Here is a 20822-nt window from a genome sequence, read left to right on the forward strand (position 1 = left end):
ACGTGGCAACGATGCCGCTTCGGTCAACTTGCGGGGCAGGAGATTTCAGCCATGGACCGCCTCTTCGCCCATTTCGCCAACAGGATCGCGCACGTCGCGGGAAGCCCCGCCACCTTCCTGGCCTGCGTGCTGCTCGTCATCGCGTGGGCCGCGGCCGGGCCCGTCTTCCACTTCTCGGAGAACTGGCAGCTGGTCATCAACACCGGCACCACCATCGTGACCTTCCTGATGGTGTTCCTGATCCAGAACACCCAGAACCGCGACGGCGCGGCATTGCAGACCAAGCTCGACGAACTCATCCGTTCATCGGCCGCGCACAACGAGTTCATGGGCATCGAGAAACTCACCGACGAGGAGCTGAGCGCGCTGCACGCGCAATGCGAGGCCGCGGCCAGGAAGAGCCAGGCGACGCTCGAACGCACCCGCGCCGAACGCCGCCGGCGCGGACACACGCAGCCTGGGCCGCAGGCGCATTGAAGGGGCTGGCGCACGAGTGGCTCGAGCGCGCTCTGCCCGAACGGGCCCTAGGCGCACTCGGGCGCGACGGTGTCCAACACCCTCGCGAGGTGCTCGACGAGCCGCGCGGAGTAGGCCTGCGCAGGATGGAGGATGTCCGCCATTTCGGTGGGTTGCACCGGCACGCTGCCCCAGTCGGCAAAGGGCACTGCCATGTCCCTGGCCACGCGCCGCACGACCGCGTCGCCCTGCGCACGGACCTGCGCCCCGGTCAGCGTGCGCGACAGGCCGGTCAGCACCACGTGACGGCCCTCCGCCCTCGCCTTCACGATCATGGCGCGCAGCGCCGCATCCAGGGGCAGCCCCTGCATGGCATCGTTGAGCCCGTGCTCGATGACCACGATGCGGCCGGAGCGCTCCTCGCCCGCGAACGAAGCCGACCGGGCACTCGCCGTCTCGCCGTTGACCGACCGATCGACCACCTTGTATCGCGGGCGCAGCCTGCGCAGCGCGGCCGCCGGCGGCTCCTGCAGGCGCTTGTCGCCCAGGTAGCCGCCATGAAGGATCGAGTCGCCGTACAGCTCGACGCTGCAGACGGCTTCGGGCTTCGCGGCGGGCATGCCTGCGGGTCCGTTCCCCGGCGCAGCCGCGGCCGGCACCGCGAGGGCGCGGTTTTCCAGCGGCGCGACACGGGATGGCGAACAGCCGGCGGCGAGCACAGCGCCCAGGACCGCGGCGATGGCGATCTGACGCCGTCTCGCCCGGCGGAGCGGAATACGGGGGGAAAGTCGGGTGGGATGAGGCACCCACCGACATTAGGGAGCAATCGAGGGGAAATTGTGGAGATGGCCTCGAGGCTGGCGGGAACGATCAGCCTTTCCCGGAAGCAAGGCCTCGAGCGCCCCGCCTGCTCTCCCGGAACAGGACGATCAGCCCCGAAATCAGGAAGTACACGGCCCCGACCGCCGCATACCCCCCGATCGTTTGAAGCACAGGCGCACTTCCGCCCTGCTGCGCCACGAAGAACCCGCCGGCCAGCGCCGACTGCGCGCCGCTCAGCATCATCACCCACTGCCCCCCGTTGTCCCTGCGGCGACGCACGGCCGTCGCCAGCTGCAGCAGGCCTGCGACGATGGCCCAGACTCCGAAGATCGCCAGCACGATCTTCAGCTCGAACACGAAGGCGCCCGCCACCGCGAGCGTGACCAGCGCGCTGATCCAGATGTTGATCAACTGCGTGGCATTGGCCTTGACGCCGCCCGTCATCCTTACGTCCAGCAGGTTCGCAAGGGCATCCCAGGCGGGGTAGACGATCAGCAGCACGGCCGCCAGGGCGGGCGACTGCCTGGCGACGGTGAAGACCGCCGCGACCCACGCGAAGGAGAAGGCGGCACGAACGAGGTAGTAATTGCGCAGCCAGGCGGCTCGCTGGGATTCGGTTTTCAAGGCGTCGGACATGGCAGGAAGGGCGGCAAGAGCCGCGAGTTGAGAAGGTTGCCGCTCATTGAGGAGCAAACGGTGCAACGATTCTTCTGCGCCGTCGCCTCACGCGGTATCCGTCGGATGACCGACAGGAGCACAAGCCGAACTGTGCGATGCTGCGTGCCCGCCGCAGCGATCCACGCCCCATGTCCGACGACACGACGACCATCACCGTTTTCGACGCGGTCCGCGCGCTGGCCTTCATCGGCGACCTGAGCATGGGCCAGCCGACCGACCATTCGCTGCGCACGGCCTGGCTGGCCGGGAAGATCGCAACCGAAGCCGGCTGCGACGCGGCCCAGGTCGAGGCCGTGCGGCATGTCGCGCTCTTGCGCTGGTCGGGCTGCACCGCCAATGCCCAGGAGTTCGCCGACTTCCTCGAAGACGACGTGCAGGGCCGGCGCGCCCTGCTCGCGTCGCCGGCACCCCGCATGCGCCAGCCGCACATCAGCGGGCCGGTGCCCGACGCCGTGCTGGCCATGGCCGACATCCATTGCGAGATCGCGGGCGACATCGCCAATACGCTGGGGTTGAGCCACGAGACCGAAGCGGCTCTGCGCGCGGTGTTCGAGGCCTACGACGGCAGCGGCATCCCCGGCGTGCTGCAGGGCAACGAGGTTCCGCTCGCGACCTACGTCGTGGCGCTGGCGAGCGATCTTGAGATCTTCGGCCGCCTCTATGGAATCGACGAAGCGCTCACGCTCGCTTGCGGGCGCGCGGACAGCCTCTACCCGGCCTTTCTCGTCGACGCGAGCTCGCCCCGTGCACCGGCATGGATGAAGGAGCTGGATTCCCCCGTTGCGCCATGGACCGAGCCCGCGGAGCAGCCCGCCTCGATGCTCCGGCGCATGGGCCTGGAGCTCGTCGGCGACGTGATCGACCTCAAGCTGCCCTGGATGACGGGCTACTCGCGCCGCGTGGCCCGGCTGGCACGGGACTGCGGCGCGCACCTGGGCCTCGACGAAGCCGCGTGCCACCGCACTTACAAGGCCGGCCTGATCCACGGCATCGGGCGGGCGGCGGTTCCCAACGCCATCTGGAATGCGCCCGAGCCGCTGCCGGCTTCGTCGCTGGAGCGTGTGCGGCTCGTGCCGTACTGGACCTCCCGCGCCGCGGGGCAGATCGACGGCCTCGCGGCGGAAGCGGAGATCGCGTCCTTCGCCTTCGAGCGGCGTGATGGCTCCGGCCACTTCCGCGGTCGTTCGGGCTCGGCGATGCCGCTGGAGGGACAGATCGTCGCGGCGGCCCAGCAGTGGCAATCGCATCGCACCCGTCGTCCGTGGCGGCCTGAACTCACGGAGGCGCAGGCGCTCGACTGCATGAAGGAAGACGCCAAGGCGGGCCGCTTCGACGAGGAAGTCGTCACGGCGCTGCTCGCATGCGTCCTGCCGGGCGCCTCATCATCAAAGCCCGTTGCGCCGCCACAAGGCGACGCGTCTCTTTCACAGCGCGAACTCGAAGTGCTGCGCAGCATCAGCCAGGGGCACAACACGAAGGAAGTCGCCCGTGCGTTGGGCATCAGCCCGAGCACTGTGCGTACTCATGTCGAGCGCCTGTTCCAGAAGCTAGGGTGCACGACCCGCGCGGCCGCGACGCTGAAGGCCGCGACCAGGGGGCTCATCTAGCCGCCACGGCGGCACGCAACGACTGCAGCGTGCCCTCGGCCGCCTCGATGCGCCGACGCAGTTCCTCGTTGACGACGCGCACCAGCGCGCTGAGTTCGGAGCGGCTGGAGCAGACCTCCTCCGTCTCGTTCACACGCTGCGGACCGATGAGCCTTTCGAGACCGGCATACGCGTGCCGCACCTCGTGAAGGCTCTCGACGTCGTCGCAAGCCTGCAGGGCGAGCGATTCGACACCTGCGGCTTCGGAAGAAGAAGATTCGGGAAATGAAGAGACAGGCGCGGACGCGCGAGCGGATGCAGCCATGAACGGCCTCCAAGGGTTTCGGTTTGCTGAAACCGACGCACCCGAGTCCAAGCGGGGGCGGCGGCTCGACGGGTTGGACTACCGGGAAACCACTTGCGTGAAACCGGCCGGGCTTGCGCCCGCCCATCGAGCCGCCAAAACTGGAAGCACGAACGACAAAGCCGCATACCCTGCGGGGTGACTGCGGCTTGCGTCGCAGCGATTTCAACGGGAGTCCAAGCCCGATCACGCCTCTTTTTGACGTGACGGCGCGCAGTATAGCTACGGAGGTATTCATCGATCGCCCCCCAATCGGCGATGCCCCTACACCCGACGGCCTCATCCCGGAAGCTGGAACAATCCAGCCACCATGGACGGTCTGGACCTCATCAAAACATTCCGCGAAGTCGCCTTCAGGCGAAGCTTTTCCCGCGCAGCGATCTCGCTGGGCATGTCCAAGGCCACGGTGAGCCGCTACGTGGCCGAACTCGAAACCCGAAGCGGCGTGCGGTTGCTCAATCGTTCCACCCGATCCCTGAGCCTGACGGACGCAGGCCAGGTGCTGCTGGAACGCAGCACGCAGCTGGTGACGATGGCCGAGAACACGCTGAACGACCTGCAGGCGCATGGCTCGCATCCGCGCGGGCGGCTGCGCATGAGTGCGCCGCACGGGCTGATCGCCGGCTGGCTCTCCGACGTGATCGCGGGCTTCATCAAGCGCTACCCCGACGTGTACGTGAGCCTTGTGTTCACCAACGACGACCTCGACCTGATCGAGGAAGGCATCGACATCCACCTGACCGGCGGGCGCATCGACGACATGAACCTGATCGTGCGCCGCCTCGTGCAGTTCGACATGGTGGTGTGCGCCGCGCCCTCGTACTGGGCGCAGCGCGGCATGCCGCAGGTGCCCGAGGACCTGGGCCGCCACGACGTGCTGAGCTTCTCGGCCAAGCAGACCACCAACCTGCCCTTCGAGACCGACGGCGAGCCCTACGAGGTGCCGGTACACAGCCGCATGGAGGCCAACGACGCCGTCGCGCTCATCGAGCTGGCGCTGCGCGGCGTGGGCGTGGCCTACGTGCCGGAGCCGCTGGCACAGTCGCACCTGGAACGCGGGGCATTGGTGCCGGTGCTGCGCGACCACATGCCGCGCGAGCACTGGTTGTACGCGGCCTACTCGCAGCGCCGCCACAACAGCGCCGCGATGCGCGCGATGCTCGACTACCTCGAGCAGTCGATGGAAGCGCTCACCGAAGGCCCGGCCCTGCCGCCGCCGGTGCCCGTGACGGTGGCACCGCCGCCACCCGTTACATGCGCCCTTTCCAAGGCACAAGGCGCCGCTCGAGCCACCGCATCAGCAGGTCGAAAAGATAAGCCACCACGCCAATGACGACGATGCCCATGATGACGATGTCTGTACGCAGGAAGTTCGACGCGTTCAGCACCATCTGACCCAGCCCCATGTTGGCCGCCACCATCTCGGCGGCCACCAGCGTGGTCCAGCCGAAGCCGATGGCGATGCGCATGCCCACCAGGATGTCGGGCAGCGCCGACGGCAATATCACGTGGCGGATCACCTGCATGTAGCTCGCGCCCATCGAGTACGCAGCGTTGATCTGCTCCTGCGACGCGCTGCGCATGCCCGAGCGCGCGGCCAGTGCCAGCGGCGCGAAGCAGCTCAGGAAGATCAGCAGCACCTTCGGCAGCTCGTCGATGCCGAACCAGATGATGATGAGCGGCAGGTATGCCAGCGGCGGCAGCGGCCGGTAGAACTCCAGCGGCGGATCGAAGATGCCGCGCCAGAAGCGGCTCATGCCCATCGCGATGCCCACCGGAATGGCCGTGACGCAGGCCAGCAGGAAGGCCGAGAACACGCGGAACATGCTCGCCAGGAAGTGCTGCCACAGCGGCTTGTCGTTGGCCTGGCCGGTGAGGTATTCGTAGAACTGCTGGAACACCGCCTGCGGCGTCGGCAGGAAGAGCGGCTTGACCCAGCCCATGTTGGTGACGACGAACCACAGCGCCACCAGCGCGATCACCGTGACGATGCTGATCGTCAGGCTCGAGCCTTCGCCCGGCACCTTGAAGGAGCTGGTCTTGAGCTTGGCGCCTGCCGCTGGCGTCGCGGGTGCGGGCGATGCGGCGGGCTTGGAAGGCGATGGCGTCATGGCGACGGGGGATGCGATCGACACCTCAGGCATGGGCAACCTCGCGATGATGAATGATCGACAAGACCTCCTCGCGCATGCGGATGAAATCGGGCTCCGACTTCACCTTGCGCGAATCGCCGTGCGAGAGGTACTGGCGCGAGAACGGAACGTCGTCGTAGACGTGCGAGATGCGCCCCGGGCTCGGGCTCATCACGATCAGCCGCGTGGCCAGGAAGAGAGCCTCTTCCACCGAGTGGGTGATGAAGAACACCATCTTGTTCGACTTGGACCAGGCCTGCAGAAGAATCTCCTGCACCTGCTCGCGCGTGAACGCATCGAGCGCGCCCATGGGCTCGTCCATGAGCAGCACGGCAGGATCGCTGGCGAGTGCGCGCGCAATGCCCACGCGCTGCTGCATGCCGCCCGAGAGCTCGTACACGGCGCGGTCGGCGTACTTCTGCAGCCCGACGAGGCCGAGCTTTTCTTCCGCGATGCGGTCGCGCTCGGCCCTGCCCATGCCGCCGAGCCGCAAGCCCAGCGCCACGTTGTCGCGCACGTTGAGCCATGGCATCAGCGCGTGCTTCTGGAACACCACGCCACGGTCGGCGCCGGGGCCGGCCACCGGCTTGCCGTCGAGCAGGATCTCGCCGGTCGACGGCGGAAGAAAGCCCGCAATGCTGTTGAGCAGCGTGGTCTTGCCGCAGCCCGAGGCGCCGAGCGCGACGACGAAGTCGCCGTCGTGCATCGTGAGGTTCACGGGCGCCAGCGCCTGCAGCGTGCCGCCCTTGACCGCGTAGTTGACCGTCAGGTCGCGAATGTCGAGCGTGGGCATCTCGTCTTGCCCTTCGTCACTTGCCCATGGCCTTGTCGACGTACACCGTCGTCACGTAGGCGCTGTAGTCGGGCTTCACTTCCTGCACCCGGCCCTGCTCCTTGAGGAAGACGGCCGTGTTCGCCATCGCCTTGGCGGCGCCGCCGCCCAGCCATGTGGGCGAGACCTGCTCGGCCATGGTCGGGAAGGTGTAGAGCGCCATCGCCGGGCCCACGTCCTTCGGGTCGGCCTTTGTCCACTTGGCCATCGCTTTCGTCTGCGGCGAATCGGGCGTCCAGCTCTTGCCCGTTGCCTTGTATTCCTCGTTCGCGCGGTTGAGCGCCTTCACGAAGGCGACCATGAAGGCCTCGTTGGCGGCGGCCCATTTCGCGTTGACCACGATGCCCTCGAAGGTCGGTGCGCCGCGCTTGCCGATGCTGCCCGAGGTGGCGATGGTCTTGCCCGTGGACTTGATCTTGGAAAGCACCGGGTCCCAGATGAAGGTGGCGTCGATGTCGCCGCGCTCCCATGCGGCCGCGATCTCAGGCGGGCGCATGTTCATCACGTTCACGCTCTTGGCGTCGACCCCGTCCATCTTCATGCCGGCCATGAGCTGGTAGTGCGCGGTCGACACGAAGGGCGTGGCCACCTTCTTGCCGGCCAGGTCCTTCATGCTGTTGATGCCCGAGGCGTTGCGCGCGATGAGCGCTTCGGCGTTCGCGATGTCGGCGGAGATCCAGAACAGTTTGATGTCCTGCCCCTGGCTGGCCGCGGCCGTCAGCGGGCTGGAGCCGGTTTCACCCATCTGCACGTCGCCTGAAGCCATCGCGCGAATCACGTCGCCGCCGCCGGAGAACATGCGCCAGTTGATCTTGTAGCCGGTGGCTTTTTCTACCTCGCCGGATTCCATGACCAGGCGAAGGGGGACCAGCATGTCCTGGTGGGCGAAGGTGACTTCCTTGGCTTGCTGGGCGGAAGCCGTGCCGCACAGGGCTGCGAGCGTGGTTGCCAGGATGGCGAACTGGAGGGGGAGACGGCGGGACATGGTCATCTGGTTTCTCCGGGTGGGTGAATCTCGCCGCGACTTTGCACCCATCGGGAGCAGCCAGGAAGTACCAGCGACTGTGTCGGCATGGAGCCAGTCGGTGAGTGAATACCCTTGTTGTGGTGCGTTCTGCACGGGGGCGGTGCATCTTGTCTTGGGGAGTTTGCTTCCCGGAGCCGGGTCTCGCCCCGGCAGGCGACCTACTTTTCTTTGCTTCGCCAAAGAAAAGTAGGCAAAAGAAAGGCGACCCCACTGTCTGTGTCCCTCCGCTTCGCTGCGGGCAACCTGCGGTGCTCGACGTAGGAGGGGGTCCGCAGAACTCGCTCCACTGCGTTGCGCTCAAACAGCTGCGGCCCTTATCCCTCAAACGCTGCGCTCCTCGGCGCAGCCAGAGGGGAGCGAACCGAGCCATCGCTACGCTCGGCTACCGAACTGCCTGGACTGGCCTTCGCTTCGCTCGGCCGAGCATTGAGGCCCCGCGGCTTCGCCAAACCCGACTCCCCATTCCAAGCACAGCAAGCGCAAAGCGCTTGCTGTGCCTTGGGGGCCGAGCGAAGCAAAGGCCCGGGTGTTCCAACTCCCTTCTGGCTGTGCCGAGGAGCGCAGACGTAGGAGGGATAAGGGCCGCAGCTGTTTGAGCGAAGCGAGTTCTGCGGACCCCGCGAAACGCGAGCACCGCAGGTTGCCCGCAGCGAAGCGGAGGGACACAGACAGTAGGGTCGCCTTTCTTTTGCCTACGTTTCTTTGGCGAAGCAAAGAAAAGTAGGTCGCCTGCCGGGGCGAGACCCGGCCCCGGAAAGAAAAACAACTCAGTGCATCCGCCGCCCGGCGACCCGAGACTCCCCCCGAGCCAAAGCCAACTCTTCTACTGCCATCCCCAAAGCCCGAATCCCGGCAGGAATCTGAGTAGCAGCAATAGAAGACAACCTCAACCGAAAAAACGGACAAGGATAAGGAGGCCGAGCAAAAAACACATCCCCCGCCTCAATCAACACCCCATGGCTGCGAGCCATCAACGCCAACTCAGTCGCATCCACCCAGGTAGGCGCCTGCACCCATATCGAAGCCCCTCCGGAAGGCAACCGAAACTCAAAGTCCGGCAAATGATCCCGCAGTGCCTGCGCCGCAATAGCCAACCTCTCCTGCATCGCATGATTAACCCGCCGAGCATGCGACTCGTGATGCCCCAACGAGAGAAACAGCGCATACGCATGTTGCAGAAAAGCACTCGGATGCCGCACCATCGCATGCCGAATCACCCTCAGCTCCTTGATCAACGCCCGCGGCGCCACGATGAACCCCAGCCGCAGCGCAGGCGAAAGGCTCTTCGACACAGAGCCCACATAGATCACCCGCCCCGTCTTGTCCAGGCTCTTGAGCGCCGGCATCGGCGTGCCTTCATACAGGTTCTCCGCCTCGTAGTCGTCCTCGATGATCACGAAGTCCTGCAGTTCGGCCTTGCGCAGCAGCCACTGCCGCCGCTCCAGGCTCAGCGTCGCAGTCGTGGGGCTCTGGTGCGAGGGAGTAACGAACAGGTAGTCCGCAGCAGGCAGCGCATCGACCACCAGCCCATCTTCATCGACATCCACCTCCACCCACTTCGGCTGCCGCAGCGAAAAACTGTTGCGCGCATGCGGATGCCCCGGCTCCTCCAGCCCCACGCGGGTCTGCTCGTCAAACAGCGCCTCGGCCAGCAGGTAATAAGCATGCTGCGCGCCCATGGTCACGAGGATCTCTTCCTTCAGCGCGAACACGCCGCGCTTGGGTAGCAAGCGCGTGCGGATCTGCTCGATCAGGTCGGGCACGTCGTCGGTCTCGAAGTCCGGTGTCCAGTGCGGCAGCTGCGAGCGCGCCAGGCTGCGCGCGCAGCATTCGCGGAAGTCTTCGGTAGGAAACAGCTGCGGGTCGTAGTTGCCGTAGACGAAAGGGTACGGATAGTCGCGCCACTGGTCGGGCTTCGACAGCGTGGGCTTGTCGACCAGCGAGCGCAGCACGCGCCCCGACCAGTCCGGCGGCTGGGTCGCCTGCCCGCTGCGGCCCACCAGCGGCTCGGCATGCACAGCCGAGAGGGGGCGAGCGCCGTGCGCCACGAAGACGCCGCTGCGCGGACGCGCTTCCAGGAAGCCTTCGTCGATGAGCTGCAGGTAAGCCGAGGTGACGGTGTTGCGGCTCAGGCCGAGCAGCGCTGCAAGTTCGCGCGATGAAGGCAACGAGGCGCCCGGCACCAGGTGCTCTTCGAGGATGGCCTGCACCACGGCGGCCCGCAGGCGGGCCTGAAGCGGCAGCGCCGGTTGATCGGGCAGCGCGAAGAGCTGCGCCCACTGGATGGCTCGCGGATTCGGGGGCATGGTGCGCCGCAGTTTAGGGCAGCGCGTGCAATCCGTGGCGCATCCGTGGCGCTCTGGCTCGGTCGAATCCCACCAACTGGCCCTATCGCGCGGGCAGGCCGCTGCCTACGCTTGCCTCATCGAATTCCCGAGCCTTCGTGCAGCAAACGCCATGTCTTCTTCTAGTACCGCCACAGTGACCACCGACACCCTCGCCGCCTTCAGCGACGCCTGGAACCGCCACGACATCGAGGCGCTGATGAGCTTCATGACGCCCGACTGCATCTTCCAGACCGCCGCCGGCCCCGACGCCTGCGGCACGCGCCACGTCGGCACCGAAGCGGTGCGCAAGGCCTTCGCCGCCGCATGGGCCACGGTGCCCGACGCGCAATGGAACAACGGCGTGCACTTCGTGCATGGCGACTTCGGCACATCGCAGTGGACCTTCACCGGCACCGCGGCCGACGGCAGCCGCATCGAGACCGACGGCATCGACGTCTTCACCTTCAAGGACGGAAAGATCCACCTGAAGAACGTGTTCCGCAAGGCACGGCCGAACCTGCCCACCGCTAAGTAGGCCCCCGTTCTTCCTCTCCTGGAGCCCTTCATGACCATGACAGGCACCGTGCGCCTCGTCGCCGCCAATGCCACCGCCAGCGCGACCATCGAAGACAGCGTGATCGAACAGCAGCAATCGCCGCCGCAGGCGCCCTTCCGCCCCTACGACCCGCAGTACGACCCGCTGCGCGCCCCCGACCCCGGCGCCGGCCGCGCCTATGCGCCCACCTGGTGGGTCGCCAGCGCCGGCACGCCGCCGGAGGACGACGGCCCGCTGCTGCGCGACATCGATGTCGACGTGGCCATCATCGGCTCGGGGGCCACCGGCATGTCGACCGCGCTGTACCTGGCACAGGAACACGGCATCCAGGCCACGGTGCTCGAGGCCAACCAGGCGGCATGGGGCTGCTCCAGCCGCAGCGGCGGCCAGGGCCAGAACGCCAGCGGACGGCTCAAGCGCTCGCAGTGGATCGAGCGCTGGGGCCTCGACACCGCGAAGAAGCTCGACGCCGAGATACGCGGCGGCTTCGAGAACTTCCGCCACCTCACCACGCAGATCGACTGCGATGCGCACGACGGCGGCCACCTCTATCTCGCGCACCGCGCGGAGAAGCTGCCCATCCTCGATGCCGAGGCGCGGCTGATGCGCGAGAAGTTCGGCTATGCCACCCGCATGATGAGCGCGGAGGAAGTGCGCCGCGACTACTGCGACGAGCGCGAGACGGTCGGCGCAATGTACGAGGCCGAGGGGATCGGCATCCATCCGCTGAAGTTCACCTTCGGCCTGATGCGCCGCGCCCGCGCGCTGGGCGTGAAGGTACACACATCGAGCCCTGTGCAGGGTTGGCACACCATCGACGGCGTGCACCACCTGCAGACGCCCGCCGGCGTGGTGCGCGCGCGCCGCGTGGCGGTGTGCACCGGCGGCTACACGGGGCAGGCGCTCAACCCGATGCTGAAGAACCGGATCATGCCGATCCTGTCGAACTCGGTGGTCACGCGCCCGCTCAGCGACGCGGAACTGCAGGCCACCAACTTCCGCTCGAAGACCTTCCTGACCGACACGCGCACGCTGCGCTTCTACTACCGGCTGCTCGACGGCAACCGGCTGCAGATCGGCAGCCGCAGCGCGGTGACCGGCGCCGACGCCGAGGGCCCGATGCATCTGAAGCTGCTCACCGACGCCATCGCGCGCAAGTTCCCGCCGCTGGCAGGCATCCGCATCGACTACTCGTGGTGGGGCTGGGTGGACATGAGCCACGACATGATGCCGCGCATCACGCAGCCCGACGCGAGCAAGAAGATCTGGTACGCGGTGGGCTACGGCGGCAACGGCGTGTCGTTCTCGACCTGGGCCGGCAAGCGGCTGGCCGAGCGCGTGGCCGGCAAGGACGCGGGCAAGGAGGTGTTCGAGCTTCCCATCTACGGCTCGCAGCTGCCCTTTCCCAATGTGCTGGGGGTTGTAGAGTCGCGTGCGTTCGCGCCCTTCCGGCGCATCGGGCAGCGCATGCTCTACAAGTGGTACTGGCTGCGCGACGAGAAATAGCGAGCTTCGACGGGGAGCGCGACGCACCGCCTGCGCGCATTCCCCGAAGTGGCGCATGCCCCGCCGCACAACGGGGCAAACCCGCCCCTTCTGGCCCTGCGAGTCGTGCCGGGTTGGCTCTTCGCCGGCATGCACCCAGCGCCTATCTTCGACACAAGGTCCTTGCCTTGATGAGGACCGAGTCCCGATTGCCTGTGTCGAACTCTCCGAGGTCCTGTCATGCAGCTCCCGCTCCCTCCTCTTCCTCCCCTGCTCACGCGCCGCACCACCCTGCTCTCCGCCACGCTGCTGGCCGCGAGCATCCTGCTTCCGCTGCCCGCTTCCGCGGCCGAGGAGCCCAAGCGCGGCGGCACGCTGGTGATCGGCAGCACGCAGACGCCGCGGCACCTCAACGGCGCGGTGCAGTCGGGCATTGCCACGGCCATGCCTTCCACGCAGATCTTCGCGAGCCCGCTGCGCTTCGACGACAAGTGGAACCCGCAGCCCTACCTGGCCGAATCGTGGAAGCTGGCTGACGACGGCAAGTCGCTCACGCTGAAACTGCGCAAGGACGCGGTGTTCCACGACGGCAAGCCCGTGACCTCGGCCGACGTGGCCTTCTCGATCATGGCCATCAAGGCCAACCACCCGTTCACGACGATGATGGGGCCGGTCGAAAAGGTCGAGACGCCCGACGCTTACACCGCCGTCATCCGCATGAGCGTGCCGCACCCGGCCATCGTGCTCGCGATGTCACCCGCGCTGTGCCCCATTCTTCCCAAGCACATCTACGGCGACGGGCAGGATTTGAAGAACCACCCGCGCAACACCACCGACGTGGTGGGCTCGGGCCCGTTCCGCGTGACGGAGTTCAAGCCCGCGCAGCGCATCGTGCTGGAACGCTTCGACAAGTTCTTCCTGCCCAACAGGCCCTACCTCGACAAGGTGATCGTCAACGTCACGCCCGACATGGCGAGCCTGGTGCTCGGCCTGGAGCGCGGCGACATCCAGATGCTGCCCTTCGCCACGCTGCCCACGGACCTGAAGCGCTTCGCGAACGACCCGAGGGTGTCGCTCACGCCGAAGGGCTACGACGGCATCGGCGCACTCAACTGGCTGGCCTTCAACACGGCGAAGAAGCCGCTTTCGGACGTGCAGGTGCGCAAGGCCATCGCCACGGCCATCGACAAGAACTTCATCGCCAAGGCGCTGATGGGCGGCTTCGCGACCGTCTCCGACGGGCCGCTGGTGGCCAGCAGCCCCTTCGCCGTGCCCGACCTGGTGCGCTACCCGCTCGACCTGAAGAAGGCCGGCGAGATGCTCGACGCCGCCGGCTACAAGGCCGGCGCGGGCGGCGAGCGCTTCAAGCTCACCATCGACTACCTGCCGGGCGCGGACGACCAGCAAAAGAACGTGGCCGAGTACATCCGCGGCCAGCTCAAGAAGGTAGGCATCACGGTGGAGGTGCGCGCCTCGGCCGACTTCCCGGCCTGGGCCAAGCGGCTGGCCTCGCACGACTTCGACCTGTCGATGGACACGGTGTTCAACTGGGGCGACCCGATCATCGGCGTGCACCGCACCTACCTGTCGACCAACATCAAGCCCATCGTCTGGACCAACACCCAGTCGTATGCCAACCCGAAGGTCGATGAACTGCTCAACACCGCCGGCGGCCTGATCGACCCGACGCAGCGCAAGGCCTACTACGCGACCTTCCAGAAGATCGTGACCGACGAGCTGCCCATCGAGTTCATCAACCAGGTGCCGTACCACACCATCACCAGCAAGAAGGTGGCGAATGTGCCGGTCACGATCTGGGGGCCGCTGTCGCCGCTCGACGAGGTGTACCTGAAGTAAGCGGGCGGCAACATCATGGGCACGCTTCGCTACGCCGCCTCGCGGCTGCTCCAGGCCCTGGGCCTGGTGCTGGCCGTGGTGGTGCTCAATTTCGTGCTGGTGCACGCGGCGCCGGGCGACCCGGTGGAAACCATCGCGGGCGCCAGCGGCGGCATGTCGCCCGAACTGATGGCGCAGCTGCGCACGCAGTACGGACTCGACCGCTCGCTGCCGGTGCAGCTGGGCGTGTACCTCGGCAAGGTGGCGCAGGGCGACCTGGGCTACTCGTACTTCTTCAACCTGCCGGTGACGAGCATGATCGCCGAGCGCGTACCCGCCACGCTGCTGCTGGTGCTTAGCGCGGTGCTGCTGGCCTTCTTCGTGGGTACCGCGCTGGGCGTACTGTCTTCGCGCAGGCCGAATGGACTGCTCTCTCAGTTCATCACCGTGTTGTCGCTGGTAGGGTTCGCGGCGCCGGTGTTCTGGCTGGGGATCATGCTGGTGATCCTGCTGGCCTCGGTGTTTCCCGTGCTGCCAGTGGCTGGCATGCGTTCCATCGACTCGACGGGCGGCGGTGGCTTCGCGGACATGCTCGACGTGGCGCATCACCTGGTGCTGCCCACGCTCACGCTGAGCCTGGTGTATCTCGCGCAGTACAGCCGGCTCGCGCGCTCGTCGATGCTCGACGTGCTGGGCTCCGACTTCATCCGCACCGCGCGCGCCAAGGGCCTGGCCGACCGGGTGGTGCTCTACAAGCACGCGCTGCGCAACGCGCTGCTGCCGGTGGTGACGGTGCTGGGCCTGCAGTTCGGCAACGTGCTGGCGGGCGCGATCCTGGTGGAGACGGTGTTCAACTGGCCCGGCCTCGGCCGGCTGGCCTTCGAGTCGGTGCTGCGGCGCGACTACCCGACCATCCTCGGCGTGCTGCTCTTCTCCTCCATCGTGGTGGTGGTGATGAACCAGCTCACCGACCTGTGCTATCGCTTCATCGATCCGCGGATCAAGGCCTCATGAGCAAGGTGATTCCAATGCCCACCGCTGCTGCTACCGCCGCCGCATCCCCCAGGCCCGTCGTGCGCGTCGAGCACCCGGGCATGGAGGCGATGCGCATGTTCCTGCGCAACCCGGCGGCCATCGCCGGCATGGCGATGCTGATCGTCGTGCTGCTGGTGGCCAGCCTCGGGCCGTGGCTCTACCCGGCCGACCCGTTCGAGATCAAGGCCGCGCCGCTCACGCCGCCCTTCAGCGAAGACGCGTGGTTGGGCTCCGACTACCTCGGCCGCGACGTGCTCACCGCGCTGATCTACGGCGGGCGCGCCACGCTGCTGGTGGGCGCGGTGGCCGCGCTGCTGTCGGTGCTGATCGGCATCACGCTCGGTGCCTTCGCAGGCTACTACGGCGGCAAGGTCGATGCCGCGCTGATGAAGCTCACCGAGTTCTTCCAGGTGCTGCCGGCGCTGCTGTTCGCGATGGTGGTGGTGACGCTGTTCTCGCCCACGCTGGTGACGGTGACGCTGGCCATCGGCATCGTGAGCTGGACCGGCACCGCGCGGCTCACGCGCGCCGAGTTCATGAAGTACCGCGGCCTGGAGTTCGTGCGGGCCGAGCGGGCCATCGGCGCGCGCGACGCGCGCATCATCTGGAAGGTGATCCTGCCGAACGCGCTGCCGCCGCTGGTGGTGTCGGCCACGCTGGCCATCGGCGCGGCGATCTTGTTCGAGGCAGGACTCTCCTTCCTCGGCCTGGGCGATCCGAACCAGATGAGCTGGGGGCTGATGATCGGCTCCAGCCGCCAGTACGTGCTGTCGTGCTGGTGGGCCGTGGCCTTCCCCGGCGCCGCGATCTTCATTACCGTGCTTGCCGTGAGCCTCATCGGCGACGGCCTGAACGACGCCCTCAACCCGAAACTGAGGGAGCGCTGATGCCCCACCACGACGAAGACACACTGCTGCGCGTGCAGGACCTGCACGTCGAGTTCAGCACGCGGCGCGGCAAGGCGCTGGTGCTCAACGGGGTCGACTTCGAGATCCGCGCCGGCGAGACGCTGTGCGTGGTCGGCGAGTCGGGCTGCGGCAAGAGCATGACGGCGCTGGCGCTGCTGCGGCTCATTCCATCGCCGCCGGGGCGCATCCACGGCGGCCGGGTGCTGTTCCAGGGCGAAGACCTGGTGCAGGCCACCGACGCCCGCATGCGCGAGGTGCGGGGCAATCGCATCTCGATGATCTTCCAGGAGCCGATGACATCGCTGAACCCGGTGTTCACCGTGGGCGACCAGATCGGCGAATCGCTGCAGCTGCATGCCGGCATGAACACGCACGCGGCGCGGCAGCGCGCCATCGAGATGCTGCGGCAGGTAGGTATTCCGGCGCCGGAGCGGCGCGTGGACGAGTATCCGCACCAGCTCTCCGGCGGCATGCGCCAGCGCGTGATGATCGCGATGGCGCTGGCCTGCCGGCCCGACATATTGATTGCCGACGAGCCCACCACCGCGCTCGACGTGACGGTGCAGGCGCAGATCTTCGACCTGCTGCGCGAGCTGCAGCGCGAGAAGGGAACGACCATCATGCTCATCACGCACGACATGGGCGCGGTGGCCGAGATGGCCGACCGCGTGATGGTGATGTACGCGGGCCGAGTCATCGAGCAGGGCACCACCGAGCAGGTGCTGTCGGAGCCCGGCCACCCCTACACGCGCGGACTGATCGACTGCCTGCCCGAACTCGGCAGCAGCGCGGCATACGGCGACGGCGAGCGCGAAGACCTGGCCGAGATCGCCGGCGTGGTGCCCTCGATCTGGGAGCTGGGCACCGGCTGCGCCTTTCGCGAGCGCTGCCCGCGCGCGATGCCGCGCTGCGCGGCCGAGGTGCCGCCGATGTTCGCGGTGCATGGCGAAGTGGCTGCCGGCGTGCCGCACGGCGCCGCCTGCTGGCTGCATGCAGAGGCTGCGGCAGTCCAACCCGAAAGAGAGGCCGCATGACGTTCATCGGCAAGACCGACACGCTGCTTTCGGTCGACGACCTGAAGGTGCACTTTCCGCGCGGCAAGGCCGGCTGGGGCCGCACGCCCGAGGTGGTGAAGGCGGTGGACGGCGTTTCCTTCTCGGTGCGGCGCGGCAGCACGCTCGCGGTGGTCGGCGAATCGGGCTCGGGCAAGACCACGACCGCGCTGGCGGTGATGCGGCTCGCGCCGGTCACCTCGGGGCGCATGCAGCTGGGCGACACCGACCTGGGCGCGCTGCAGGGCGAGGCGTTGCGGCAGGCGCGCACGCGCATGCAGATCATCTTCCAGGACCCGTTCTCCTCGCTGAATCCGCGCGAGCGCGCGGGCGCCGCCGTGCGCGCGCCGCTCGACCTGATGCGGGTGGGCACGCCCGAGGAGCGCACGCGCCGCGTGGCCGAGCTCTTCGAGGCGGTGGGCCTGCGGCCGGAGCAGCAGCATCTGTTTCCGCACCAGTTCTCGGGCGGGCAGCGCCAGCGCATCAACATCGCACGGGCGCTGGCCACCAACCCGGAGCTGGTGGTGTGCGACGAGCCGGTGTCCGCGCTCGACATCGCCATCCGCGCGCAGATATTGAACCTGCTGGCGCGGCTGCAGCGCGAGCTGGGGCTGACCTACCTCTTCATCTCGCACGACATGGCGGTGGTGGAGCACATCTGCGACGACATCGCCGTGATGTACCTCGGCCAGATCGTCGAGCGCGCGCCGCGCCGCAGCTTCTTCGCGCGGCCGCTGCATCCGTACAGCGTGGCGCTGATGTCAGCGGTGCCCACGGTGAGCGGCGGGCGGCGGCGCGCGGCCAACCGCATCAAGCTGAGCGGAGACCCGCCCAGCCCCATCGACCCGCCCAAGGGCTGCCGCTTCGCAGGCCGCTGCCCGGTGGCGGAAGCGGCCTGCACGGCGGAACTGCCTCCGCTGCGCGAGGTCGCGCCCGATCACTGGGTACGCTGCAGGCGCGTCGACGTCGTCGACGGGCTGCCGCACCCTCCTCTTTCGATTCCCGAATCGCCATGAATGCCATGAGCCAAGCGAACAACACGACCACCATCTACGCCGCCCGCAAGATCATCACCATGAACCCGATGCAGCCGCACGCCACCCACGTGGCGGTGCGCGACGGCCGCGTGCTGGCCGTCGGCGCGCTCGCGGACATGCAGGGCTGGGGCCCCTTCACGCTCGACGAGCGCTTCGCCGGCAAGGTGCTGATGCCCGGTCTCATCGAAGGCCACTGCCACCTGAAGGAAGGCAGCATGTGGGACTGGACGTACCTCGGCTGGTTCGACCGTCGCGACCCCGAGGGCAAGGTGTGGAGCGGCCTTCGCTCGATGGACGAGGTGGTCTCGCGGCTGAGCGAAGTCGCCGCGAAGATGACGGCCGACGGCATTCCCGACAGCGAGCCGCTCGTCGCCTGGGGGTTCGATCCGATCTACTTCGGCGGCGAGCGCATGACGGTGCGCCACGTCGACCGCGCGAGCGGCACGCGGCCCATCGTCATCGGCCACGCCAACGGCCACCTGATGAACGTCAACAGCACGATGCTGCGCATTGCCGAGATCACGCGCGACAACGAGGTGGAAGGGGTGGTCAAGTTCGCGGATGGCGAGAGCGAAGGCGAGCCCACCGGCGAGCTGCAGGAGCCGGCCGCGATGTTTCTGGTGCTGCGCAAGATCGGCAACGCCGGCCTGCTCGCACCGATGACGGAGGCCGGCGTGCGCTCCTTCGCGCGGCTGGCCTGCCTGCAGGGCGTGACCACCGCGACCGACCTGGTCAACAAGCTCACGCCCGAGGACTGCGGCGTTCTGGAAAAGGCCACGGGCGACGACGGCTTCGGCGTGCGCATCCTGCCCGCGTTCCAGGCTTTCCACGGCACGCACGGGGCCGCGCAGGGTGCGGAGCACGTGAAGTCGCTGGTGCCGCGCAACACCGACCGGCTGCGATACGGCCTGGTGAAGATGATGCTCGACGGATCGATCCAGGGCTTCTCGGCGCGGCTGCGCTGGCCGGGCCACTTCAACGGCGCGCCCAACGGGATCTGGGTGACCGCGCCCGCGCAGTACGAGGCGGACTTCGAGACCTACCACCGCGCGGGCCTCACGATCCACACGCACACCAACGGCGACGAGGCCAGCGAGGTGGCCATCGATGCCATCGAGCGCGTGCTGGCGCGCGCGCCGCGCCCCGACCACCGCCACACGCTGCAGCACGGCCAGATGATCGACGCGCCGCTGTTCCGCCGCATGGCATCGCTGGGCCTTTGCGCCAACCTGTTCGCCAACCACATCTGGTACTGGGGCGACCAGCATTACGAGATGACCATGGGCCCGGACCGCGCCAACCGGCTCGACGCCTGCGGCAGCGCGCTGGCGGCCGGCGTGCCGCTGGCCATTCATTCCGACGCGCCGGTGACGCCGCTCGGGCCGCTCTTCACCGCGTGGTGCGCCGTGAACCGCATCACGCCCAAGGGCCGGCTGCTGGGCGAGGCCGAGCGCATCACCGTGCCGCAGGCGCTTCGCGCCATCACGCTCGGCGCGGCATGGACGCTGAAGCTCGACGGCGAGATCGGCAGCATCGAATGCGGCAAACGCGCCGACTTCTGCGTGCTGGAAGACGACCCGCTGGAGATGGACCCGGTGGCGCTGAAGGATGCGCGCGTATGGGGCACGGTGCTTTCGGGCCGCGTGTTCGAGGCGCAGAGGGGTCAGGGGGGTCAGGGGGGCCAGGGCGCGTGATGCCGGCAAGGCGACTTCCGTTCACCGTCATCGGCGGTTTTCTCGGCGCGGGCAAGACCACGCTGCTCAACCGCTGGCTGCGCGAGGCGAAGGGCCTGCGCATGGCGGTGCTGGTGAACGACTTCGGCGCGCTCAACATCGACGCCGACCTGATCGCCGCCACGCACGGCGACACCACCGCGCTGACCAACGGCTGCGTGTGCTGCCAGATCGGCGACGACCTGGGCCGCGCGCTGGTGGAGGTGATCGAAGCGAAGACGCCTTTCGACGCTGTGGTGATCGAGGCCAGCGGCGTGTCGGACCCGTGGCGCATCGCGCAGATCGGCATGGCGGCGCCGGAGCTGAGCCTCGAAGGCGTGATCGTGCTGGTGGATGCGAGCGTGGCCGCGCGACAGTCGACGGACCCGCTGCTGGCCGACACGCTGGCGCGGCAGCTGAAATCGGCCGACCTGGTGGTGCTGAACAAGGCCGACATCGCATCGGCCGACGCTCTGGCCGCGGCGAAGGCCTGGGTGGAAGCCAGCGCGCCCGGCACGCCGTGCATCGAGACCACGGAGGCTGCGGTGCCGCTGGCGCTGCTGTCGGGGTTGCCGCAATCCGCCCTCGCGCCACATGCATGCGGCCCGGATTGCGACCACGATCACGATCACGACCATGGGTCGCCCGACCACGGCGCGATCTTCCAGACCTGGAGCGCGCAGCCCGGGGCGATGATCCCGGCCGCCACGCTGCGCGCCTGGCTGCGCGAGATGCCGCCGGGCGTGCTTCGGCTCAAGGGCCTGCTGCGCACCGGACATGGCGCCGGCGGCGACGAGTGGTCCGAAGTCCAGTACGCGGGTCGCCATGGTTCGCTGCGCAAGGCCGCACCGCCTTCGGGGCTGGCCAGCGCCGGCGTCGTCGCCATCGGCCTGCAAGGGCAGTTGCCTGAAAAGATGCTGAAGGAATTCTTCGCGGCCTGAGCGCCGCCGCGCCCGTCGTGTTGCAATCGCACGTTT

Annotated in this window: 19 protein-coding genes; 12 read left to right on the top strand and 7 right to left on the bottom strand. The window is 67.8% G+C overall.

Annotated features, from left to right (window positions below):
- Window positions 1–51: 51 nt before the first annotated feature.
- Window positions 52–477, top strand: a complete 426-nt coding sequence (locus ABL840_RS28965; protein ID WP_093305408.1) for a low affinity iron permease family protein — start codon at window positions 52–54, stop codon at window positions 475–477.
- A gap of 47 nt (window positions 478–524) precedes the next feature.
- Here the strand turns inward: ABL840_RS28965 and ABL840_RS28970 are convergent, their stop codons facing one another.
- Both ABL840_RS28970 and ABL840_RS28975 read right to left on the bottom strand, forming a co-directional pair.
- Window positions 525–1076, bottom strand: a complete 552-nt coding sequence (locus ABL840_RS28970) for a GDSL-type esterase/lipase family protein (RefSeq protein WP_093305410.1) — start codon at window positions 1074–1076, stop codon at window positions 525–527.
- Window positions 1077–1326: 250 nt separating this feature from the next.
- Window positions 1327–1914, bottom strand: coding sequence for a DUF308 domain-containing protein (locus ABL840_RS28975; RefSeq protein ID WP_093305412.1), 588 nt, complete (start codon window positions 1912–1914; stop codon window positions 1327–1329).
- A 170-nt stretch (window positions 1915–2084) separates the two neighbouring features.
- Between ABL840_RS28975 and ABL840_RS28980 the strand changes: the two genes are divergently transcribed.
- Complete coding sequence (locus tag ABL840_RS28980; RefSeq protein ID WP_093305594.1) at window positions 2085–3563, top strand: HD domain-containing phosphohydrolase; 1479 nt, start codon at window positions 2085–2087, stop codon at window positions 3561–3563.
- Here the strand turns inward: ABL840_RS28980 and ABL840_RS28985 are convergent.
- Window positions 3556–3867, bottom strand: a complete 312-nt coding sequence (locus tag ABL840_RS28985) for a hypothetical protein (protein WP_418116042.1) — start codon at window positions 3865–3867, stop codon at window positions 3556–3558. The genes ABL840_RS28980 and ABL840_RS28985 overlap by 8 nt on opposite strands.
- A gap of 349 nt (window positions 3868–4216) precedes the next feature.
- Between ABL840_RS28985 and ABL840_RS28990 the strand changes: the two genes are divergently transcribed.
- Window positions 4217–5239 (top strand): LysR family transcriptional regulator, encoded by a 1023-nt coding sequence (locus tag ABL840_RS28990; RefSeq protein WP_093305414.1) that lies wholly within the window; start codon window positions 4217–4219, stop codon window positions 5237–5239.
- On the opposite strand, the gene ABL840_RS28995 is transcribed toward ABL840_RS28990, so the two are convergent.
- From ABL840_RS28995 to ABL840_RS29010, 4 genes are all read right to left on the bottom strand, one after another.
- Entirely contained in the window at window positions 5157–6050 is an 894-nt protein-coding gene (locus tag ABL840_RS28995; RefSeq protein ID WP_093199990.1) for an ABC transporter permease subunit, read from the bottom strand. The two genes, ABL840_RS28990 and ABL840_RS28995, sit on opposite strands and share 83 nt — an antisense overlap.
- Window positions 6043–6831 (bottom strand): taurine ABC transporter ATP-binding protein, encoded by a 789-nt coding sequence (locus ABL840_RS29000; protein ID WP_093305416.1) that lies wholly within the window; start codon window positions 6829–6831, stop codon window positions 6043–6045. The genes ABL840_RS28995 and ABL840_RS29000 overlap by 8 nt, the downstream gene beginning before the upstream one ends.
- Before the next feature lie 16 nt (window positions 6832–6847).
- Window positions 6848–7861 (bottom strand): taurine ABC transporter substrate-binding protein, encoded by a 1014-nt coding sequence (tauA, locus tag ABL840_RS29005; RefSeq protein ID WP_093305418.1) that lies wholly within the window; start codon window positions 7859–7861, stop codon window positions 6848–6850.
- A gap of 803 nt (window positions 7862–8664) precedes the next feature.
- Window positions 8665–10203, bottom strand: coding sequence for a PLP-dependent aminotransferase family protein (locus ABL840_RS29010; RefSeq protein ID WP_093199978.1), 1539 nt, complete (start codon window positions 10201–10203; stop codon window positions 8665–8667).
- 151 nt (window positions 10204–10354) lie between these two features.
- Between ABL840_RS29010 and ABL840_RS29015 the strand changes: the two genes are divergently transcribed.
- From ABL840_RS29015 to ABL840_RS29055, 9 genes are all read left to right on the top strand, one after another.
- Window positions 10355–10759: a nuclear transport factor 2 family protein gene (locus tag ABL840_RS29015; protein ID WP_093305420.1), complete on the top strand. Its 405-nt coding sequence runs from the start codon at window positions 10355–10357 to the stop codon at window positions 10757–10759.
- Window positions 10760–10789: 30 nt separating this feature from the next.
- Window positions 10790–12286: an FAD-dependent oxidoreductase gene (locus ABL840_RS29020; RefSeq protein ID WP_418116043.1), complete on the top strand. Its 1497-nt coding sequence runs from the start codon at window positions 10790–10792 to the stop codon at window positions 12284–12286.
- A 219-nt stretch (window positions 12287–12505) separates the two neighbouring features.
- Window positions 12506–14122, top strand: a complete 1617-nt coding sequence (locus ABL840_RS29025; RefSeq protein WP_093305422.1) for an ABC transporter substrate-binding protein — start codon at window positions 12506–12508, stop codon at window positions 14120–14122.
- A gap of 15 nt (window positions 14123–14137) precedes the next feature.
- The gene (locus ABL840_RS29030) at window positions 14138–15115 is read left to right on the top strand and encodes an ABC transporter permease (RefSeq protein WP_093199972.1); all 978 of its coding nucleotides are present in this window, start codon (window positions 14138–14140) and stop codon (window positions 15113–15115) included.
- Between the two features lie 14 nt (window positions 15116–15129).
- The gene (locus ABL840_RS29035) at window positions 15130–16023 is read left to right on the top strand and encodes an ABC transporter permease (RefSeq protein ID WP_418116044.1); all 894 of its coding nucleotides are present in this window, start codon (window positions 15130–15132) and stop codon (window positions 16021–16023) included.
- Complete coding sequence (locus ABL840_RS29040) at window positions 16023–17078, top strand: ABC transporter ATP-binding protein (RefSeq protein ID WP_093305426.1); 1056 nt, start codon at window positions 16023–16025, stop codon at window positions 17076–17078. Before ABL840_RS29035 ends, ABL840_RS29040 begins: the two co-directional genes overlap by 1 nt.
- Window positions 17075–18112 (top strand): ABC transporter ATP-binding protein, encoded by a 1038-nt coding sequence (locus ABL840_RS29045; protein WP_093305428.1) that lies wholly within the window; start codon window positions 17075–17077, stop codon window positions 18110–18112. Before ABL840_RS29040 ends, ABL840_RS29045 begins: the two co-directional genes overlap by 4 nt.
- A 5-nt stretch (window positions 18113–18117) precedes the next feature.
- A complete protein-coding gene (locus tag ABL840_RS29050) occupies window positions 18118–19827 on the top strand; it encodes an amidohydrolase (RefSeq protein WP_093305598.1) in 1710 nt (569 codons plus the stop codon).
- Window positions 19827–20786, top strand: coding sequence for a CobW family GTP-binding protein (locus tag ABL840_RS29055; protein WP_093305430.1), 960 nt, complete (start codon window positions 19827–19829; stop codon window positions 20784–20786). The genes ABL840_RS29050 and ABL840_RS29055 overlap by 1 nt, the downstream gene beginning before the upstream one ends.
- Window positions 20787–20822 lie beyond the last annotated feature (36 nt).

The sequence above is a fragment of the Variovorax sp. NFACC27 genome (genome assembly GCF_048301545.1).
GTDB lineage: Bacteria > Pseudomonadota > Gammaproteobacteria > Burkholderiales > Burkholderiaceae_C > Variovorax > Variovorax gossypii.

Excerpts from the sequence above, each read along its gene's own strand:
- ABL840_RS29010 (WP_093199978.1), bottom strand. The coding sequence starts at position 10,203 with ATGCCCCCGAATCCGCGAGCCATCCAGTGGGCGCAGCTCTTCGCGCTG.
- ABL840_RS29050 (WP_093305598.1), top strand. The coding sequence starts at position 18,118 with ATGAGCCAAGCGAACAACACGACCACCATCTACGCCGCCCGCAAGATC.
- ABL840_RS29030 (WP_093199972.1), top strand. The coding sequence starts at position 14,138 with ATGGGCACGCTTCGCTACGCCGCCTCGCGGCTGCTCCAGGCCCTGGGC.
- ABL840_RS28995 (WP_093199990.1), bottom strand. The coding sequence starts at position 6,050 with ATGCCTGAGGTGTCGATCGCATCCCCCGTCGCCATGACGCCATCGCCT.
- ABL840_RS28985 (WP_418116042.1), bottom strand. The coding sequence starts at position 3,867 with ATGGCTGCATCCGCTCGCGCGTCCGCGCCTGTCTCTTCATTTCCCGAA.
- ABL840_RS29040 (WP_093305426.1), top strand. The coding sequence starts at position 16,023 with ATGCCCCACCACGACGAAGACACACTGCTGCGCGTGCAGGACCTGCAC.
- ABL840_RS28970 (WP_093305410.1), bottom strand. The coding sequence starts at position 1,076 with ATGCCCGCCGCGAAGCCCGAAGCCGTCTGCAGCGTCGAGCTGTACGGC.
- ABL840_RS29055 (WP_093305430.1), top strand. The coding sequence starts at position 19,827 with ATGCCGGCAAGGCGACTTCCGTTCACCGTCATCGGCGGTTTTCTCGGC.
- ABL840_RS29015 (WP_093305420.1), top strand. The coding sequence starts at position 10,355 with ATGTCTTCTTCTAGTACCGCCACAGTGACCACCGACACCCTCGCCGCC.
- ABL840_RS29020 (WP_418116043.1), top strand. The coding sequence starts at position 10,790 with ATGACCATGACAGGCACCGTGCGCCTCGTCGCCGCCAATGCCACCGCC.
- ABL840_RS29025 (WP_093305422.1), top strand. The coding sequence starts at position 12,506 with ATGCAGCTCCCGCTCCCTCCTCTTCCTCCCCTGCTCACGCGCCGCACC.
- ABL840_RS29035 (WP_418116044.1), top strand. The coding sequence starts at position 15,130 with ATGCCCACCGCTGCTGCTACCGCCGCCGCATCCCCCAGGCCCGTCGTG.
- ABL840_RS28965 (WP_093305408.1), top strand. The coding sequence starts at position 52 with ATGGACCGCCTCTTCGCCCATTTCGCCAACAGGATCGCGCACGTCGCG.
- ABL840_RS29045 (WP_093305428.1), top strand. The coding sequence starts at position 17,075 with ATGACGTTCATCGGCAAGACCGACACGCTGCTTTCGGTCGACGACCTG.
- ABL840_RS28975 (WP_093305412.1), bottom strand. The coding sequence starts at position 1,914 with ATGTCCGACGCCTTGAAAACCGAATCCCAGCGAGCCGCCTGGCTGCGC.
- ABL840_RS29000 (WP_093305416.1), bottom strand. The coding sequence starts at position 6,831 with ATGCCCACGCTCGACATTCGCGACCTGACGGTCAACTACGCGGTCAAG.
- tauA (WP_093305418.1), bottom strand. The coding sequence starts at position 7,861 with ATGACCATGTCCCGCCGTCTCCCCCTCCAGTTCGCCATCCTGGCAACC.
- ABL840_RS28990 (WP_093305414.1), top strand. The coding sequence starts at position 4,217 with ATGGACGGTCTGGACCTCATCAAAACATTCCGCGAAGTCGCCTTCAGG.
- ABL840_RS28980 (WP_093305594.1), top strand. The coding sequence starts at position 2,085 with ATGTCCGACGACACGACGACCATCACCGTTTTCGACGCGGTCCGCGCG.